The sequence below is a fragment of the Acinetobacter sp. Root1280 genome, assembly GCF_001425285.1.
GTDB lineage: Bacteria > Pseudomonadota > Gammaproteobacteria > Pseudomonadales > Moraxellaceae > Acinetobacter > Acinetobacter guillouiae.
In genome coordinates this window covers 74,982-94,469 of the sequence record NZ_LMED01000003.1, presented here as the reverse complement: position 1 = coordinate 94,469, position 19,488 = coordinate 74,982, and the positions used below count along the sequence as shown (strand labels likewise).

The following is a 19,488-nucleotide window of genomic DNA, read 5'->3' as shown; positions in this document are numbered from 1 at the left end:
TATCAGATAAGCTTTTCTATAAAAATAATGCTGGATAATGCTTACTTTTTTACGATGAAAAAATAAGCGTAGTTAAAATTGAACAATCATCAATCCGAAGCAATTATTCGGCATTCACCACGTCTAACAATTCCATACATTCAGCACAGAAGATGACAGATTCATTTTCTAAACTTTGGATTTGCAGTTCATAGACAAAACCTGTCAGCGTGCGATTACAGCCATCACACTGTTGCAGGTTGAAATGACAAATAAAATCAACATGCTGGTAAATATAATATCCATCTGTATATTTCTTCATGTTCTTCTTTCTAAAGCTCCGGTTATTTTATTATTTTAAAGTTTTTAGCTCTAGAATAGATGTTGCAATCCTTACTCTGCGACAAGAATAGACGTGTATAAATTTATAAAATGTTCTGGATCTAAACACAATTGTCTTATTATACTAGTCAATTAATACTTCAATAAAAAAGTAAAAACAAAATGGGACACTACTCGAATTTACGAATTTCTTCAAACCTAGACCAAACAGAAGAAAAAAAATCCAATGATGAAATATATATAGAAGTTAAATACTTAATTCCTTTATTTTGGTTGGCTTTATTTAAGCTAGAAGATATCTCAGCACTAAAAGATCAATACAACGAAACCTATTACGTCTTCCGTGCAACGATCTTAAAAAGCTGTGGAACGTTTAAATCTAGACTCAATTTATGGTCAAAACTCTATAATGATGAAAAGGCAGAAATTTTAGCAAAACTATTTTTACAATATTTAGAACATATACCTACACTTTCAATTGAGTTAAATATCAATGACCTTCTAGGAATGCACTTAGATATTAATAGCATAGATGCGAAAAACGAAATGACTGATTTAATCAATTTTATTGATAATATTCAAATTAATCCTCAAAACCATTCATTGTCAAATGATTGGATTACACCTCTATCACTATTATCTCTTGAAATACCTCAGGATAGAAAACAACTTGATGGATTTGGTGAGACACTACTTCCCTGTCCTGAAGTCGATGAGTGGTTGAATCAAGTTCATTAGAACTAACGGTTTATTCACAATTTAATTTTATAGATTACCAATTATATTATTTCATAAATATTCCTATAAAAATTCAGATGATAAAAGGAAACAATGGGACATTACTCAACACTTTTAATTTCATCCGATCTCGATAGAACCACGGGTGAAATGGATGAAAATGAAACCTATCAAGAAGTTAAATACTCTATTCCATTATTTTGGTTGGCCTTATTTAAAGTTGAAGACATTACCACTCTTCAAGATGAAGATGGCTTAAGCTATTACGTCTTTCGGGCAACGATCTTAAAAAGCTGTGAAACGTTTAAATCCAGACTCAATATATGGTCAGCACTCTATAATGATGAAAAATTAGCAATTTTAGCTCAATCATTTTTACAATATTTACAACGTACTCCAACATTTTCAGTCGAGCTTAATATTACCGATATTATGGCAATGATGATTGATCCATTTAGCATAGAAGCTAACAATGAAATGGTGGATATGATCCATTTCATCGAAGAAAAACATCGAGATCCCAAAAGTCCATCACCATCCAAATATTGGCTGCCAAAATCTTTTGAACTTAAAACACCCCAAAATCGATATTTAGATATCGATGGTTTTGGAGAGTCTTTACTGCCCTGTTTTGAGGTGGATAGATGGTTAAATAATCATGAAAAAACACAACAGACTGTTAAAAATAAACTCAATGCGTCTTTTGATGAGATCCATTTTTATCGAATGCTGCTGTCCAAAGCTGAAATCTCGCCAAACAGTTCATTTGGCTTTAAACATCGGTTTTTATTTCTGACGCGAATTAAAAATAAGGCATTACGCAAATGGCTCTTTCAAGTATTCTTCTTTAATGAAATGCTATTTTTCTGTTTATTGTGGCTTAGTCTAAGTTTAATCAGCATCTTTTTTCTTTTTAAAATTAGCACTTTTTCCTATTTAGAGATAACTGGCATTTTTATTGGGCTTATTGCATTTAGCTATTTTATTTTTCGAAAAATAGCCAAGAGAATTAATATATTCAACCAACTAAAATCACCGGCCTAAAATCATCGATCTAAATTTCAGGCACAAAAAAACCGCAATGTATGCGGTTAATTCTTCAAGTTGGTGCGCTCAGAGAGATTCGAACTCCCGACCCCTTAGTTCGTAGCCAAGTGCTCTATCCAGCTGAGCTATGAGCGCAATACTTGTGTTGCCAAAAGGCATTCGTTACATCATGATTAACTTATTGGTGCGCTCAGAGAGATTCGAACTCCCGACCCCTTAGTTCGTAGCCAAGTGCTCTATCCAGCTGAGCTATGAGCGCGTCATAAGTAATCGTTGGCGGTGAGAGAGGGATTCGAACCCTCGATACAGTTACCCGTATGCATCCTTAGCAGGGATGTGGTTTCAGCCACTCACCCATCTCACCGTAACGAGCCGCCATAATACAAACTAAAACCCGATTCGGCAAGTGATGACATTAAAAAAAATAGAGAAATTTACTCAATTAAATACTTTTTAAGCGATTTTCATCATTTTGTTGTTTTTTTATGCTGCAAAATAATCACAATCTACAAATACCTAGAAATTTTCTCTAAAAACTAAATTAAAAACACAATATTGCAATCAATTACGTGCAGTATTCCACTGTATGTCTTATGCTAATCCTATCTTCTGACTAGAAACCAAATACATCATGAAAAATTGGGTCGATCCTGAAGCCAAAGCTGAAGCTGAGCGTTACGACAATCCCATTCCAAGTCGTACCCTTATCTTAGAAATCATTGAACGAAAACAAGAAGCATTGTCACATGCAGATCTTGTTGAACTGCTTGAAATTGTCGATCAAAAAAGTATAGATGCGCTCAGCCATCGTTTAAGTGCAATGGTCCGTGATGGTCAGTTGATGAAAGATGGTTTTAAATATCAGCTGATGGCAGATCAACCTACCCTAGACGCTACTGTTTATGTCAACGCTAAAGGTTTAGGCGTTGCAAGCTTAGATGGTAAGAAAGATGAATTCCTTCTGCCTGAGCGCGAATTACGTCAAGTCTTCCATGGTGACCGCGTTAAAGTCCAACAAACTTCTGTAGACCGTAAAGGTAAAGCTTGGGGCTATATTACCGAAGTGACTCAACGTCGAGTTAAACAATTGATCGGTAAAGTTGCAGAATTTGAAGGTGAATACTTTATTCAACCTGCACCTCCCAATGCACATCAACCCATAACTTTAGAAAAAGAACTGATTGAACATGCCAAAGCCAAAGTCGGCGATGCATTACGTGTTGAAATTGATGACTATCCAACTCGAGATGAATTTGCGACAGGTCATGTGATTCAGTCAATGGCGGATAAAGCAGATACTGAAATCATTATCCCGCAAACCATTTTAGAATATGGTTTACCTTATGAGTTCCCAGAAGAAGTCATCAAAGAAGCTGAAGCATTTAAAGAACCTTCTGCAAAAGATCGTCAAGGCCGTATAGATTTACGAGATTTGCCTTTAGTCACCATTGATGGTGAAGACGCACGTGATTTCGATGATGCAGTCTATGCGGAAAAACGTCCTGGTGGTGGCTATCGTGTCGTTGTCGCGATTGCAGATGTCAGTCATTATGTCCGTGTTGGTAAACCTTTAGATGATGAAGCGCAAGAACGTGGTACATCAGTGTATTTCCCACACTATGTATTACCAATGTTGCCTGAAGCACTTTCAAATGGCTTATGTTCTTTAAATCCACATGTTGACCGTTTATGTATGGTGTGTGATTTAAATTTAAGTCGTGCTGGTAAAGTGACTAAATTTGAATTTTATCCGTCAGTGATGCATTCAAAAGCACGTTTAACCTATACCCAAGTTGCACAATATTTGGATGGCGACAGCAATGCGATTCCTGAAGATCGTGATGTCCGTAAGTCAGTCAATACGCTCTACCAATTGTATGAAACCTTAAAAGGTTTACGTGCACAACGTCATGCAATGGAATTTGAAACCGTTGAAACCTACATGACTTTTGATGAATTGGGTGGAATTAAAGAAATTTTACCGCGTTCACGTAATGTTGCGCATAAGCTTATTGAAGAATGTATGTTGCTTGCTAACGTTGCAGCAGCAGAATATTGCTTAAAAAATGAAGTTCCAATGTTGTATCGTGTGCATGAAGCACCAGAGTTTTCACGCATTCAAAAAGTAAAAGACTTTGTGAAATTATTGGGCTTTAAATTCCCTGACCAACCGACACAAGCCGATTACCAAACGGTGATTGAAGCAACCAAAGATCGTATTGATGCACCAAGTATTCATGCGGTGTTATTACGTTCAATGATGCAAGCCTACTATGGTCCAAAAAATGTGGGGCACTATGGCTTGGCTTATGAAGCATATACCCATTTCACTTCACCAATTCGTCGCTACCCTGACCTGCTATTACATCGTGCGATTAAAGCCAGTTTAACCAACAAAAAGTATCCACTTTCAGGTGCGGCGTTAGAAGATGCGGGTGAACATTTCTCTGCAACTGAACGTCGTGCAGATGAAGCCTCGCGTTCGGTTACTTCATGGCTGAAATGTCACTATATGCAGCAACATTTAGGCGAAGAATTTGTTGGTGTGATCAGTGCAACCGCTGAATTTGGTTTATTTGTAACCCTAAAAGACTTATATGTGGATGGTATGATTCACGTGAGTCAATTGGGCGATGACTACTTTGTTTATGACCAAGTTAGTCAAAATTTAGTCGGTCAAAATCGTGGTCAAGCCTTTGGCTTGGGTGACGAAGTCAAGATCAAAGTTGCTGGGGTTAACCTAGAAGAACGTAAGATTGATTTTGAATTGTTACAACAACTGTCGCATGCGGGCCGTGTAATCCGTAGTCGTGCACCACGTGTTGCAAAACCCGTTGCCAAAGAAGAAGTCTTTTCTGAACGTCCTGTCAAAGTTAAATCTGAATCTGACAGTGGGAATGCCAGCGAAGATGGGGAACGTCCCATTCGAAAGAAAAAGCCCAAAGGAAAACCCAGCTCTTACAATAAAAAACCTGGAAAAAGTGCTGCAACTCAGCCTGAAACAAAGGCTAAAGATAAAGTGAAGAAAAAGGCTAAAGCAAAAAAGAAAAAGTCGAACGCAAAAGCAAAGACTGAGTAATTTTACTTACCACAAAATCAGAGAGCTTCGGCTCTCTTTTTTATCATTAAAATTTTAAATTTGAATACGTCTAAAAATACTTTTCTTGTACCCTCATAGAGTCTTCCTTATTTTATAATGCATCTATAGCGACTCAAATAACTCTAGAAATAACAGCATGAAAATTAAAAATATACTATCACTCTCAATACTGCTACTCAGCTGTGTAGCCTCTGCTGAAACCATCACCTTTAAAACCCAAACTATTCCCTCAAAATACATAAACTTTTCAGGAAATTTTCCCTTTATCCAAGGCAAAGGTTTTGAAAAAATCAACCAACAGATCAAACACGAACTTTTGGCAGATGATGCTACACGTATCGACTTTAGTTCAGGAAAGATCTATCAGGATCAAAACTATTTAAGTGTTTATACCCATTTAGAAATTGAAGGCGGACAAAGCTATTTTCGTGAAAAGTATTATGTGATCGATTTAAAAAATAAACAGTTCGCAACATTGTCACAAATACTACAAAAATATCAATTGTCCGCAGCACAAATCTCAAATGAAATTGCTCAGCAACTTGACCCATGTATTGAAAATAAAACAGCAACGCTTTCTAAAACGTCTAATGACTGTGATAGCGCAGATCTGCAATACCTATACCGATACTATGCTGAAGATCGAAATTTTATTGCACTAAAAAATGCAAATGGCTTTTATCTTAAAAAAGATATTTTGGGCATCAGTTTTGATGCGGGCGCATATTCTATCCCTTTTGAATACAACCTCAAAACCAAACAAGTCCATTAACATCTGTGTTAATTTTATTGTCACACCTTGATTTCCCCTGCCAGAAGCCCTACATCTATCTATAACTTAAGAAATGATTTGGCATAAAGCTCATGACACTAGAACAGGCAACGTTGCCAGTACCGCAATTTGATCAAATTAGTTTAGATCAACTCAAACAAAATATTGAAAAAGCCATCCAAGACGGTCAAAAATTTTTAAATGACTTGGTGCAAGTCCCTGAAAGCATTCAACAACAACTTGCTGTGATCGAAAATGTAGATTCACTTGAAAATAACATGAGTGAATCTTGGGGAATTTTGTCACACCTCAACGCAGTGATGAATAACACTGAAACGCGTGAAGTCTATCAAGCCTTATTGCCAAGTCTAAGTGAATACTACACCCAGATCGGTCAACACGTTGCTTTGTTCCAAACTTATCAAAATGTTTATGATCATGCGATTTTTAGCGACTTGCCAACGGCGCAACAAAGTGCAATTAAGCTGGCTTTACGTGATTTTAAACTTTCAGGTGTTGCCCTCGAAGGTGAAGCTAAAAAACGCTATGCAGAAATTTCAGCACGATTATCACAACTGTCTTCTGATTTTTCTAATCATGTTTTGGATTCAACCCAAGCCTATAGCAAAACTTTAACCACGGATCAGCTTAAAGGTCTACCGCAAGGCAGTATTGAATTACTCAAACAATATGGTCAACAACGCGAACTAGATCAGCCTGTTGCTACCTTAGATATTCCATCTTATTTGGCCATCATGACCTATGCAGAAGATCGCGCGCTCCGTGAAGAAATCTATCACGCTTATGTTACACGCGCCTCAGATCAAGCCAGCGATACGCAATTTGACAATGCACCCGTGATGGTTGAAATCCTCAGCTTACGTCAGGAAATGGCCAAGCTTTTAGGTTTTGACAATTTTGCAGAATACTCACTTGCTTCAAAAATGGCACCCGATGTGGCCACTGTTGATCAATTTCTGGTTGATTTAGCAGAGCATGCACGTACACCTGCATTAAAAGAAATCGAAGAACTCAAAGCCATTGCCAAACAAGATGGCATAGATGAGCTAAAATCTTGGGACAGCGGTTATTATTCTGAAAAACTAAAAGTTCAACAGTTCAACCTTTCTCAGGAAGATTTAAAACCATACTTCCCTGCGCCTAAAGTGATTCAAGGCTTATTTAATGTGGTCAATCGTTTATATGGAATTCAAGTCATTGAACGCCAAGCACCACTTTGGCATACAGATGCTCATTATTATGAACTAGAAGACCAAGGCACTGTGATTGGTGGTTTTTACTTTGACCTCTATGCACGTAACGGTAAACGTGGTGGTGCATGGATGAGTGGTTTCCGCTCGCGTATGCAAACCGAAACGGGGTTACAAAAACCAATCTGCTATATGGTTGGGAACTTTACCCCACCTGTCGGTGATCAGCCTGCCCTATTAACGCATGATGAAGTGAATACCTTATTTCATGAGTTTGGTCATGGCTTACACCATATGTTGACCGAAGTAGACAATATTGCAGTTGCTGGAACACACGGCGTTGCATGGGATGCCGTGGAGTTACCTAGCCAGTTTATGGAATTTTGGACATGGGATACGGAAAGCTTGGCTTTAATCAGTGAACATATTGAATCTAAAGACTCACTTCCTGAGCATCTTTTAAAAGCATTACTCGATGCTCGTTTCTTCCAGTCAGGTATGCAAACTTTACGACAAATTGAGTTTGCACTGTTCGATTTAACCATTCATAAACTTACACCTGCACTAAATGCCGAACAAATCCAAGCAACTTTAGATGATATTCGCCAGAAGTATGCAGTTTTAGCAACAGCACCTTATAACCGCTTCCAAAATGGTTTTAGCCATATTTTTGCGGGCGGTTATGCTGCTGGTTATTATTCTTATAAATGGGCAGAAGTTTTAGCAAGTGATGCTTTTGACCGCTTTGAAAATGAAGGTGTGTTTAATACCCAAACTGGACAAGAGTTCCGTAAGGCAATCCTTGCAGTTGGCGGAAAAGATACAGCACTTGATGCATTTATCAATTTCCGTGGTCGTGAACCTAAAATAGATGCATTATTACGTCATCAAGGTTGGACGAATAGCTAAAAAAACGCTTAAACTAACGGCCAAAATTGTTTAAAGTGTGGTGGGTGTATGAATATTAGACGTCGTTTCATTGCTGGTGCAAAATGTCCAAAATGTGAAGCGATGGATCGTATTGTTATGCTCACCCAAGGCGATGCTGAATGGATTGAATGCATCGAGTGTGGATATTCTGAAAATCGCCCTACCCATGTAGATGCGCCTGAAGAACCTGCTATACCTGATGAAATTGGGGTCATTCAATTCAAGCCTCGCTCTTCAAAATAGATCGGACCGAATAAAATGCATATAGAACAAAGAAACAATTCAAAATTAATGTGGATTATTGCAGGCGGGTTGGGGGCAGTTATCGTTTTAATTGCTATTTTTTTCTGGTTAAATAACACCTCTGAAAGCACCCAAATCAATGAGCCATTGAATCAGACTACACCTGCTGCGAAGAAAGTGGAAACAACGGCACCCCCTGTGGCAACGCCTGTTGAACAAAGTGCTGCTTCAGAGGCTGCCAATGTAGAATTGGTCAAAGCATCAATTTTAAAAGATAAAATTCCTGAAAATGCCAGTTTAGCGAAAGAAGAAGTGGCTAAACTAGAAGATATCCAAAAACAACTTGATGATCAGCAACAAAACCTCAAATCACAACATGTTGATGCGGATCAATTGATTAAACTTAAGGAAGAGCAAATCAAGCTACTTCAACAGCAAATGGCCGCACAAAATCAATAATTTTTGATCATGTGCAAAAATGACGATCTGATATCAGAAAGCCTTAACCTCTTTATAAGTTAAGGCTTTTTTCAATTTGAACAATAGACATTTCAATATTTTAAAGTGAGTCCAATGACTGCTGTGTTGATTTTTTCCATTGGATTGGCTTTTGGATAATTTGCGCCAATAGAATTCCACAGAGTGTTAAACCACCACCAACCAAATGAAAAACTTGTAAATGTTCACCCAAGAGCACCACGGCAATTAAAGCTGTAAACACAGGCAATAAATTCATAAAAATACTATTTTTATTGGGTCCCAAATGTCTTACACCTTCAATCCATAGATAAGACAATAAAATCGATGAGAAAATACTGGCATACAAAATCAAAGGAATGGTCTGTTGATTCAGTTGCATTTGTGATGCGGGTAAAAAGATAAAAAACGGCAAAACATATAAGATGGCAAAGCTCGACATCACAAAATTCGATTGCCATGCAGGGATCGGCATTTTCCAACGTTTTAACAGCACACCATATAAGGCGTAGCCAATTGCGGCAAGCAACATCAAGCCATCTCCAAGATGCATACCTTGGCTAAAAACTTGGGCAATATGCCCATGACTCAATAAATACAAAATGCCATAGAATGATAAGAAGCCTCCGATCACTAAGCCATAGCTAATCTGATCTTTTAAAATCCATGTACTTAAAATAATCGTCAATAATGGAATCAATGCTGTCACAATCGCCATATTGGTCGCTGTTGTGGTTGTCGCTGCTTGATAAGACAAAAATTGGAATAAGGATACAGAAAGAAATCCACCTAAAGCCAAATGTTTCCAATACTGGCGAATAATATGGCGATTTTTCCAAGTGGGAATCAATACAAAAGTACTCATCACCGCGAGCGCAAAAACCAAACGATAAAATGTAATCGCCACAGGTGAAATTGCATGACTTGCCATTTTAGACACAATCACATTTCCAGCCCAAAATAAAATGGCAAACAATGGGTAGAAATAAGCTTTTTGAAACATGCTGCTCTGCCTATACAGAAAGATTCAACCATGTTAAAAAATAATCATTTTGTATTTGTACGACAAAATGACAATAACTATCGCAAAAAGGACATTATGCTTGAGGACTAAGCAATTCCACGAATGTGTGATTGGCAGTGCCGTATTGAATGAGGAGTAAATCGTGGGGAATAATTATGATCATGGATTTTTAGATTATCCAATTTATGCCTTTACTGAAAATTATTCCCATGGGCATATTGAAGATTGGCATAGCCATGAACGTATCCAACTGATTCATACGCTTTCTGGTGTTCTCCGTATTCAAACGACAGAAGGAACATGGGTCACGCCACCGGGACGCGGTGTATGGATTCCAGCATATAAGGCTCATGCCTTACTGATCAGTGGTGATGTGCAAGCTTATGGTGTATTTATTGAGCCAGATGCGCGTTCAAAATTAGTCAATGAATGTCGTGTTGTCACGATCTCGCCTCTGCTAAAAGAGCTTATTCGCTCAGCGATGCAGATTCAAACCACAATCCATCCTCAAAGTCGTGAAGCACGATTGCTTGAACTAATTTTAGATGAGTTGGAGCTTCTCCCTGTTCTACCATTTAACTTACCTGAGCCACAAAATATTAAATTGCAAAAGCTTTGTGCTGAAATCAAACTTGATCTCAGCCATACATGGACACTCGAACATGCCGCCCAATTTTTACATGTTAGTCCGAAAACCCTTACTCGGCATTTTCAGAAAGAAACCAATATGCATTTTAGTCATTGGGTACGGCAGGCAAGGCTGATGCAAGCCATGACTGATTTGGCAATGAATAAATCTATTTTCAATGTTGCACTTGATTTGGGCTATGACAGTGCCAGTGCCTTTAGTGCCATGTTTAAACGTGAAACCAGCTTGACGCCGAGTGAGTACATTCAGCAGTTTCAATTTAAAGATCACTAAATCTATTCAAAGCCACAGACAGAAAAAAAGCGCCCGAAGGCGCTTTTTAGACATTCAATTATTTACTGGCATACCAGTCAAACAAGTTAAACATGTACGGCGCATAGGTCACAATCACCAATGCTGAGAACAGCACCACGATTGGCAAAATCCAACGCTCATAACGATAGTAGAAGCTTGTATATTTGGCTTTTGCCTCAGCATCGGCGGCGGCAACCTCTGCATCACCGACTGAGAGCCTCGTCAGCAAATGGTTGAGCGCAACAGGTGGCGTAACATAACCAAACTCAAATGCAACCAGTACGATCATCCAGAAGTGAATCGGATGAATACCATTTTCAAATGCAACTGGCGCAATCGTCGCAGCAACAAGAATCACCGCACCAAATGGATCTGTTGTCATACCAATTAATGCAAGTAACAATGCCATAAAGCCAAGTGTCACCAAGATACTACCCAGATGCGTTGGAACCATGGTGACGATTTCACTACGTTCAATCAGACCACCAACACTTGCAGATAACGCCATTAGAATAATTAACGCACCAATATGACCAACACTTTCCGATGTTGCAAAACGAATTGCGCTACGGAAGCCACGTTTTGTTTCAGCGGTATCACCATGCTCACGTAAGTATTCAGAATTTTTTTCATGCTCTAGAGCAAGCGCTTTATTTGGGTTTTCTGGTATCGGTAATTTATTACCAAATAACTTATCAAATAAAATAAATGCCAATAACATGATTGGAAGAATTACAGGTGCGGTAAATTCATCCATTTTCGTGTCCAGACCAAACTGATAGAAGCCAATCACGACAGCAACAATCAAGATATATGGAAGCACTGGAACGAAAGCACGCAACATACCAGGGACAGCAGTTTTCGGTGAGTTAATACGGAACTTATTCTCAGCAAGGAATAACGACACCCCTAAGAAAATAAATGCGGTTAACCAGAATACATAAATACCATGATCAAATAACTCGTCTGAAGTTACATGACGGCTATCCAGCATTGAAATTAAGATCACCAATAGACACGGACGTAATACAACACCAAGTGAACCTGACATTGCTGAAACAGCCAATGCATATTGACGACGTGCACCTGAATTCCACACTTCTTTATAGATAATCGCACCAGCAGCAACAACGAAGATTCCCGAAGCACCTGTATATGCGGTTGGAATTGCTGCACCAATCAAAATGATCCATGTCAACGTTTCAGGCGCTAAGTTCCAAGGACGAAGAATCGCCAAGAAAAGATCCATCACACGTGTTTGGGTCAATAACATCCCTGCCCAAATAAACAGTGCTAAGTTAAGGAAGATATTTGAAAATTCAGTCAACAAGCCAAGGTAAATACCTTGCCCCATTGGGTAGTCCATAAAGAAAGTAAACGCAATACCTGTCACAATTGCCATAAAGGCATATAAAGGTATGCTCAACAGCGCAAGGCCAAATTTACCGCCTTCTTCAGCATTTTCTGGTGTACGGAATAATTTAAACAGGCTGATGACTGTTAAGACCACAAACAGAATCATCCATAGCCAATAGACTCCAATCGTTTCAATGGTCGATTCAACACCAGAATTGAGTACTGAACGATATTGGCTAATGACCGAGAAGCTCAGTAAGGCATTCCCCAGTACCATCGCAATATTATAGACTTTAAAATCAAGCTTAGTACGCGCTGGACGTAGCCCAATATGATGCATCTTCAATGATGCTGTAATTGCAGCAATCACCACCATCAAAATCAGGATGAGTACGCGATGTTCAGAGCCCCATTTCAATATCCAGAAGAAACCCGTTTCCATCGAACGATATGAACGAAGGGATGGATGATCTTCCATATGTTTGATCGATTTATCATAGAACGCATACTTCTGTTCACAATCCGTTTGAGCTGAAACGAATGAAGCGCGAACATCTGCTTCTGGTGTTAAACCAAAAAATGCCGCATCAGGATCACTGGCTTCCTGTTGCATTTTTTCTTTGACAAGCTTATCGATATCTACATTGCGGTCACATGAAGGTTTGTTGGGCTCAGCACGTAAAAAGGAATATTGCATTCCTATTTTTTCGTCTCCATATAGGCGTTCACCTAAACGAAGCATTTGCCCATGAATCATATCCCCTGTCCCAATGATCAAGGTCAGGAGAAGCAGAATAAGGATGGAAAAGGTTGAGAACCACTCATTCCAGAGATAACTGAGTAGACCTAATCCCGATCTATTATTTACAGGTTCTTGCATTGTTATTCCAGTTTTTATAACCAGTGTACAATCGCTTGCACAGCTTATCTTTTATTATTAGGTGAGAGGTAAAATCCTTTACCAATACCCATTCCTATCATCACCACTCAAATTTGCCCTAATTTTCCTAAGAAAAACATGACAAAGATTAATTTTTTTGGCGAGCTTTTTGTCAACTCATCTATAGTCTTATCATTAAATGTGAAAAAACAACTAAGTACTTATATTTTTTACAACCAAAATAGATGTAACATTCACATAATTAACCACAAATGAGAATCAGCATCCATTCATTACAAAGCATTCATTCAAATTTATTTTTTAAATATCTTTACACTTCTATGTGCTTAACCTCATCAAAATAATGAAATTTTATAGAATAATACTTCATACAAATAATATTCTTGATTCATTTTCTATTTCATAACATTAAGTCGAAAAATTAAGCTCAAGATGGCACAAATACTTCCAAAAATCACCCCAAGCAAATGCGCCTGTATTAAAACAGGATGACCAATCAATTGTTCAGTTTGTAGTGCACCAAAAAAATGTTCCCATGCGATTTTGCCGAAGATGCATAACAATACGATGAAGGCAAAATTTCGTTCTGGCTTTTCTTTTAAACTGACGATTGCACAAAATACAAACAGACCATGAAGAATGCCAGACAAACCTGCATAAGCAAAAATATGAGGATAAATCAGATAAAAACAGAGACTGAGTAAAGGCGGTAAAATAAGCAATAAAGCAATAAAAACTTGCTTTTTAATGTTTGGAAATAAAAAGGGTAAACAAGCCAAAGCCAAAACATTTAAAACATAATGAATCCATCCCACATGAACCCAATGCCCTGTCCACCAGCGCCAAGGCTGGCTTAAAAAAACATCGTGCTGATAAATGAAATGAGTTTGAAAAAGCTGAAGAATTGTAAAAAAAATGATACTGGTTGCAATAAACAATATATTTTTATCTAACTTGTGTTGTTCCATGCTACACCATAAAAAAAGAAGAGCTGTCGCTCTTCCTCAATTCTAACCAATTCATGCAATTGAATACTATGGATTTGCTGCAGGTTCGTCAGCTGAAGCACTTGGCTCTTCAGTCGGTGCAGGTAGATCATTAAACAATTCATCATCACCCGTAGAGGCTTGTTCATCCCAGAATGTGGTCATTCCATCATCTGCTGCACGAACACCGGTATGTTCCGTCCAATAACGATCGGCAATACCTTGAACCATTTGACCAGCCATACCATCTAATAATCTAAATTCAGGGTTTACTGGCTTATCATCTGCACGCGATGCGGCATAGGCTTTTAACGCCGCTCTTAATTTAGCATCATCACCACTGGCTTGCGCTGCAACGGCATTCATTGCAAATGCTAAACGAACACCTTTCTGTTCTGCGATTTGCATTGATTGTTGTAAGGTCTGTGTTGGATCAGGCTTACCATCTCCTGCACCTGGTAACAATATCCAAATCACTGCACGTGTCGCCATTGGTGCACCCCAGAATTTGTTATTGTCTAAACATGCCATACCACGTTCGACAATCGCAGCAATATCTTTCGGTACATTCACTGCACCGCCAGAGTTAATGTCATTGGTCATCGATTGCAAACCACTGAGCATACCAATTAAATAGATGGTTTGATCTAAGTCCTTACGCATGGTTGGACAAGAATCACCTAAAGTATATTTATATTTTGCCTGCCAACGTTCTGCAAATAATTGATAACCCGTGTATTGACGTTCTGCGGCAAGGGCTGCCCAACGTTTTTGTTCTATACGAGCATCTTGCGCTTCAGTCACTTTACCGTCTTTTGAAGCACGTAAATATCTGAGTTCTGCATCCAAAGCACGATTTTCTGCACACATCCCCGCAGCTGAATATAACAATACCGCCATACGGGTGGGGTCGGCCCCCATATCTTTTGTTGCCATAATCGCTGGCGTTAATGCATTGCCTGAGTTGCACGCCATATCAGTATCATTGCCCGCCAAAATGGGTGGGACGATATGTTTTTCACTAAAGCCAAGCGCAACATTGGCACCTGATTTTACAACATATGAACAACCTGATAACACAGATGAGGCAACAACAGCGGTCAGCATCAATTGACCAAGCTTGTGGACCTTAGACATACTTCCTGTCCTCTATATAATTGTGTTTATATCCCTTTTAAAATAACAATATCAGATGCAATCTCTGAATAACAGAGTAATAGCTCTAATTTCATCTGAAGAATTTGCCACAATATAGAAAGTATTCAATTGACCTGATCTGGTTTTTATACAAATTTTAAGCAAAAAAAAGTAGCATTGCGACGGTTCAGCACATGCTACTTGTTAAAAGGTAAACTCTTTAAGAGAGTTTATTGGTTTTAAGTCTTTTAAATTTGCTACCGTTAACACTGTTAGCGTTAGCTTTCTCAATCTGTTCCCTCAGCATAGTTCCTAGTCTTCCAAATATAATTGCAAAAACAATTGCAACCACTAAGAACCAAAACGTATGAATTTCACCCATTTGGAAATTCCTCCTCGCTGTTGGTAGTTTTAATTTACATGCAAGATCAGATTTTTACAGAGATAATTGTCGGACAATTTTACAATTGCGCTATTTTGTATATATTTGGTCTAACAATGAATATTAAATAAGCAAAAATATAAATAAGGTTATGTTTTATTTAAATTAAATTAAAATTATATTTTTTATACTTGTTAGACAATTAACTTAATTTAACCCGAGATTTTAAAGATTTCCACTGTATTTTGCTCACTTGATCTTGCCAAATGATTAAACTTTTATTGTTTTTCTCACAAAAATACACTGCGATATAAAATCGATGATCAATCATTTGCTGAATTTGTACATGATGAATTTGATTGGAATCCTCATATTGTAGGGTCCACTGATCTAAATCAAAATGTTCTAAACTTCGGATTTGTGGACGCATTCTAAATCTTTTTAGACTGAAGCATGCCAACAGCAGCAGTAATACACTTATCCATGCAGTGATAATGGAGTACAGCACTATAAAAATAATTGTTAAACACAAAAGCTGAAAACCCAGTGCAATACGACTGGGTTTGATTTGATATCGTTGGTGAGTTTTTAACTCATCCGTGGACATAATCTTTAAGTTTATTGATCAAGCTTCTGAGTTCAGGTCGAGGTGGCTCTGAAACTTCCATAAACCAATCCAATAAATCTGGGTCTTCCTGATCAACTAACTCTTTAAACAAGGCTTTTTCTTGGGCACTTGCTTCTAAGTAATATTGTTTTACGTATGGGTCAAAATATACATCAATCTCTTTTAAACCGCGACGAGCACGATAAATCACTTTACGTTCTTCTAAAGTAAGTTCTTCTGACATCATTTTCCCCCAATGGTTAATTCTGACTTAGTTTACCCGATTCCCGATCAATTTCTCGCTAAATTCTTCTAAATGACCAAATTCATCATTTAAAAATGAGTTTTGAGCATTCATCTCATTGCGACAAATAAGCAATTCACATAATTTCAACTCACTAAAACCCATATGGATATTATAAAAATGCAATCAGGTGCTATCCGACCTTTAACCAATATGTTGCCTCGTAAATTGTTTAATTCCGATCACGATGCTTTTCGTGAAACAGTACGTAAATTTTATGAAAAAGAAGTTGTGCCAAATATTGCTAAATATGAACAGCAACAACATGTAGATCGCGATTTATGGAACAAAGCAGGTGAAATGGGGCTGCTCTGTGCAACCATGCCTGAAGAATATGGTGGCTATGGCGTAGATCGCCTCTACAGTATGATTCTGATTGAAGAACAAGCCTATGCAATGGACTCTTCTACAGGTTTTTCTTTGCACTCGGATATTGTTGCCAACTACATCAACAACTTTGGTAATGAAGAGCAGAAAAAACATTGGATTGCTAAAATGGCTTCTGGAGAAACCGTCACAGCCATTGCGATGACAGAACCGGGAACAGGCTCAGACCTACAAGGTGTTCGCACCACCGCTGTTTTAGATGGGGATGAATATGTAATCAATGGTTCTAAGATCTTTATTACCAATGGTTATCTATGCGATATGGCAATTGTCGTATGTAAAACAGGCAGTTCAGAGAAAGGTTCTGCTAACCTATCTTTGATTATCGTTGAAGCTGACCGTGCTGGCTTTAGCAAAGGAAAACCACTCAATAAAATTGGTATGAAAGGACAAGATACTTGCGAATTGTTCTTTGAAGATGTTCGTGTGCCAAAAGAAAATTTATTGGGTATGGAAGGCATGGGTTTTATCATGCTGATGAAAGAGTTGGCATGGGAACGTATGCTGGTCGCGATTATCTGTCAAGCAGGCGCAGAAGCAGCGCTGGCACATACCGTTCAATATACCAAAGACCGTAAAGCGTTTGGTAAACCAATCGGCGCTTTTCAAAATACACGTTTTAAACTTGCTGAAATGCGCACAGAAATTGATTTCTGCCGTGCTTACCTCGACCGTTGTATGGAATTACAACTTGAAGGTACATTAGGTGTTGATGCAGCAGCAGCCGCAAAATACAAAATTTCAGAAGTATTCTCTAATGTGGTTGATGAATGCCTTCAATTACATGGTGGTTATGGTTATATGCTGGAATATCCAATTGCACGTGCTTATATCGATAATCGGGCAAATCGTATTTATGCAGGTACAAACGAGATTATGAAAGAACTGATTTCCCGTTCTTTATAATTTATCTCATGACAGTTAAAGGAGCTTTGGCTCCTTTTTCTATTGCCAAGCATTCTTTTTAAATCAATTTTCCTGTTGCAATAAAAAGGAGCTTTCGCTCCTTGTTTATTTCATAGCTTGTTTATTTTGTTATTTCTTAGTTGAGTGATTTCTAGGTTTGATTAAGAAACCAGTTTAGGCTTTTTTGCGAGTTGTGCTTCACGCTTATGAAATTTTAAAACGCCATCTTCAAACTTGGCATTTTTAAGTTCTTTACGATCTGCTAAATAGTTATTCGACACTTTCCAAGGTGCATGCTTACCTTGTTTCGGCATCACATCCGCTGCGCGGGCAATATAACCTGAACTTAAACTGCCCATCACCGTATCTTCCATCAATTCAGTTGCATCACCTTGAGGAATAACTTCGTCATAGCCTTTCTTGTCCATATAATTTACAAGACGGCAAATATACTCACCTGCAATATCAACTTTTAATGTCCATGACGCGTTGATATAACCAATGATCATTGCCATATTTGGCACATCGCTAACCATCACACCTTGATACAGCATATGCTGAGATGTATTCATTGGCTTATTATCAATTGTAGCTTTGATACCACCCAAGATTTGGATTTCTAAACCTGTTGCTGAAACGATGATATCCGCATCTAAATGCTTACCAGATTTTAACTGGATACCTGTTGCGGTAATTTTCTCAATTTGATCTGTTTCAACGCTGGCTTTACCAGAACGTAAAATTTTAAATAAGTCACCATCTGGCACAACACATAAACGCTGATCCCATGGATTATATGTTGGGGTAAAGTGTTTCATATCCACTTTACCTTTTAATTGCATTTCAATCGATTTGAGTAAGAACTTACGCAGTAACTTCGGTTGTTTTTGTGCAAGCGCATAGATACCGCGTTGCATACCAATATTACGTGCACGGGTTAACTTATATGCCACATCTTCAGGTAAAACCTTACGCATTTTGTCATAAACAAAATCAATAGATGGGATTGAAGCAATATAGGTTGGTGAACGTTGCAACATGGTCACATGCCCTGCTCCACCTTTTGACATCGCAGGCACTAAGGTAATAGCTGTTGCACCACTACCAATAATCACCACTTTTTTACCCGAATAATCTAAGTTTTCAGGCCAAAATTGTGGATTAATAAATTCGCCTTTAAAATCATTTTTACCTGGATAATCAGGTTGATAACCTTGGTCATAATTATAATAACCCGTACATCCGATTACAAAGTTTGCAACCCACGTATTGAGTTTTTGATTTTCATCTTCAATTTGTACGACCCATTTTTTAATTGAAGAATCATAATTTGCAGTACGTACACGCTGATTAAAATGAATTTTATCTTTTAATTTAAATTCATCGACAACTTCAGCAACATAGCCTTTAATCGAAGCGCCATCTGCCAAGACATTGGCTTTTTGCCATGGTTTAAAATTAAACCCAAAAGTAGACATATCTGAATCGGAACGGATACCCGGATATTTAAATAAATCCCAAGTACCACCGAAGCTCTCACGACGCTCAATAATTTCAAATGAACGTTGTGGTGAGTGTTTTGAAAGATGCGCAGCTACACCAATACCAGAGATACCTGCACCAACGATAAGAATATCAACTTGCTTTTCCATGTTGTTTTTATAACCTTTTTAAGAGTACTTTTTTATTAAAGCACAAATCTGACAATACGCAATG

The 19,488-nt window shown here is 38.1% G+C and carries 18 protein-coding genes and 3 tRNA genes; 9 read left to right on the top strand and 12 right to left on the bottom strand.

All coding sequences use genetic code 11. The annotated features are described in order from the left end of the window. Positions 1-103: 103 nt before the first annotated feature. Positions 104-301 carry a hypothetical protein gene (locus tag ASC84_RS04840; RefSeq protein WP_004816901.1) on the bottom strand — a complete coding sequence of 66 codons (198 nt, stop codon included), beginning with the start codon at positions 299-301 and terminating at the stop codon, positions 104-106. Between the two features lie 182 nt (positions 302-483). On the opposite strand from ASC84_RS04840, the gene ASC84_RS04835 reads away from it, so the two are divergent. Together ASC84_RS04835 and ASC84_RS04830 are read left to right on the top strand one after the other, a co-directional pair. Continuing rightward, the gene (locus tag ASC84_RS04835; RefSeq protein WP_056512213.1) at positions 484-1,059 is read left to right on the top strand and encodes a hypothetical protein; all 576 of its coding nucleotides are present in this window, start codon (positions 484-486) and stop codon (positions 1,057-1,059) included. 93 nt (positions 1,060-1,152) lie between these two features. Beyond that, positions 1,153-2,103, top strand: coding sequence for a hypothetical protein (locus ASC84_RS04830; protein ID WP_056512212.1), 951 nt, complete (start codon positions 1,153-1,155; stop codon positions 2,101-2,103). Positions 2,104-2,164: 61 nt separating this feature from the next. Here the strand turns inward: ASC84_RS04830 and ASC84_RS04825 are convergent. The 3 genes from ASC84_RS04825 to ASC84_RS04815 all read right to left on the bottom strand — a co-directional run bounded on the left by ASC84_RS04825 (position 2,165) and on the right by ASC84_RS04815 (position 2,470). Next, positions 2,165-2,241, bottom strand: a tRNA-Arg gene (locus ASC84_RS04825). Positions 2,242-2,288: 47 nt separating this feature from the next. Further along, positions 2,289-2,365 (bottom strand) — tRNA-Arg (locus tag ASC84_RS04820). Between the two features lie 15 nt (positions 2,366-2,380). Continuing rightward, positions 2,381-2,470: transfer RNA gene (locus tag ASC84_RS04815), tRNA-Ser, on the bottom strand. Between the two features lie 264 nt (positions 2,471-2,734). Here ASC84_RS04815 and rnr point away from each other — a divergent pair. From rnr to ASC84_RS04790, 5 genes are all read left to right on the top strand, one after another. Then, positions 2,735-5,185 carry a ribonuclease R gene (gene rnr / locus ASC84_RS04810; RefSeq protein ID WP_178283395.1) on the top strand — a complete coding sequence of 817 codons (2,451 nt, stop codon included), beginning with the start codon at positions 2,735-2,737 and terminating at the stop codon, positions 5,183-5,185. Positions 5,186-5,342: 157 nt separating this feature from the next. Beyond that, positions 5,343-5,978, top strand: a complete 636-nt coding sequence (locus tag ASC84_RS04805; protein ID WP_056512210.1) for a hypothetical protein — start codon at positions 5,343-5,345, stop codon at positions 5,976-5,978. A 92-nt stretch (positions 5,979-6,070) separates the two neighbouring features. Continuing rightward, positions 6,071-8,098, top strand: coding sequence for a M3 family metallopeptidase (locus ASC84_RS04800; protein ID WP_056512207.1), 2,028 nt, complete (start codon positions 6,071-6,073; stop codon positions 8,096-8,098). Positions 8,099-8,152: 54 nt separating this feature from the next. Further along, on the top strand, positions 8,153-8,362 hold the full coding sequence (locus ASC84_RS04795; protein WP_171066870.1) for a YheV family putative zinc ribbon protein: 210 nt from the start codon (positions 8,153-8,155) through the stop codon (positions 8,360-8,362). Positions 8,363-8,377: 15 nt separating this feature from the next. Then, the gene (locus ASC84_RS04790) at positions 8,378-8,821 is read left to right on the top strand and encodes a hypothetical protein (RefSeq protein ID WP_056512204.1); all 444 of its coding nucleotides are present in this window, start codon (positions 8,378-8,380) and stop codon (positions 8,819-8,821) included. A gap of 100 nt (positions 8,822-8,921) precedes the next feature. On the opposite strand, the gene ASC84_RS04785 is transcribed toward ASC84_RS04790, so the two are convergent. Continuing rightward, positions 8,922-9,842, bottom strand: a complete 921-nt coding sequence (locus ASC84_RS04785; protein ID WP_034614348.1) for a DMT family transporter — start codon at positions 9,840-9,842, stop codon at positions 8,922-8,924. A 163-nt stretch (positions 9,843-10,005) separates the two neighbouring features. Here ASC84_RS04785 and ASC84_RS04780 point away from each other — a divergent pair, with 163 nt between their 5' ends. Next, the gene (locus ASC84_RS04780; RefSeq protein ID WP_004725744.1) at positions 10,006-10,785 is read left to right on the top strand and encodes a helix-turn-helix transcriptional regulator; all 780 of its coding nucleotides are present in this window, start codon (positions 10,006-10,008) and stop codon (positions 10,783-10,785) included. A gap of 58 nt (positions 10,786-10,843) precedes the next feature. Here ASC84_RS04780 and ASC84_RS04775 read toward each other — a convergent pair whose 3' ends face one another. From ASC84_RS04775 to ASC84_RS04755, 6 genes are all read right to left on the bottom strand, one after another. Then, a complete protein-coding gene (locus ASC84_RS04775) occupies positions 10,844-13,042 on the bottom strand; it encodes a TRAP transporter large permease subunit (protein WP_004725742.1) in 2,199 nt (732 codons plus the stop codon). A gap of 416 nt (positions 13,043-13,458) precedes the next feature. Next, complete coding sequence (gene rrtA / locus ASC84_RS04770) at positions 13,459-14,031, bottom strand: rhombosortase (protein WP_056512202.1); 573 nt, start codon at positions 14,029-14,031, stop codon at positions 13,459-13,461. A gap of 66 nt (positions 14,032-14,097) precedes the next feature. Continuing rightward, positions 14,098-15,186 carry a hypothetical protein gene (locus ASC84_RS04765; RefSeq protein WP_056512199.1) on the bottom strand — a complete coding sequence of 363 codons (1,089 nt, stop codon included), beginning with the start codon at positions 15,184-15,186 and terminating at the stop codon, positions 14,098-14,100. 220 nt (positions 15,187-15,406) lie between these two features. Further along, a complete protein-coding gene (locus tag ASC84_RS22880) occupies positions 15,407-15,568 on the bottom strand; it encodes a hypothetical protein (protein ID WP_004725737.1) in 162 nt (53 codons plus the stop codon). Positions 15,569-15,770: 202 nt separating this feature from the next. Beyond that, positions 15,771-15,998, bottom strand: coding sequence for a hypothetical protein (locus tag ASC84_RS04760; RefSeq protein ID WP_056512196.1), 228 nt, complete (start codon positions 15,996-15,998; stop codon positions 15,771-15,773). A gap of 163 nt (positions 15,999-16,161) precedes the next feature. Continuing rightward, entirely contained in the window at positions 16,162-16,419 is a 258-nt protein-coding gene (locus tag ASC84_RS04755) for a succinate dehydrogenase assembly factor 2 (RefSeq protein WP_004725733.1), read from the bottom strand. 180 nt (positions 16,420-16,599) lie between these two features. Here ASC84_RS04755 and ASC84_RS04750 point away from each other — a divergent pair, with 180 nt between their 5' ends. Further along, entirely contained in the window at positions 16,600-17,772 is a 1,173-nt protein-coding gene (locus ASC84_RS04750) for an acyl-CoA dehydrogenase family protein (RefSeq protein ID WP_004725731.1), read from the top strand. 161 nt (positions 17,773-17,933) lie between these two features. On the opposite strand, the gene ASC84_RS04745 is transcribed toward ASC84_RS04750, so the two are convergent. After that, positions 17,934-19,424 carry an NAD(P)/FAD-dependent oxidoreductase gene (locus ASC84_RS04745; RefSeq protein ID WP_056512193.1) on the bottom strand — a complete coding sequence of 497 codons (1,491 nt, stop codon included), beginning with the start codon at positions 19,422-19,424 and terminating at the stop codon, positions 17,934-17,936. Positions 19,425-19,488 lie beyond the last annotated feature (64 nt).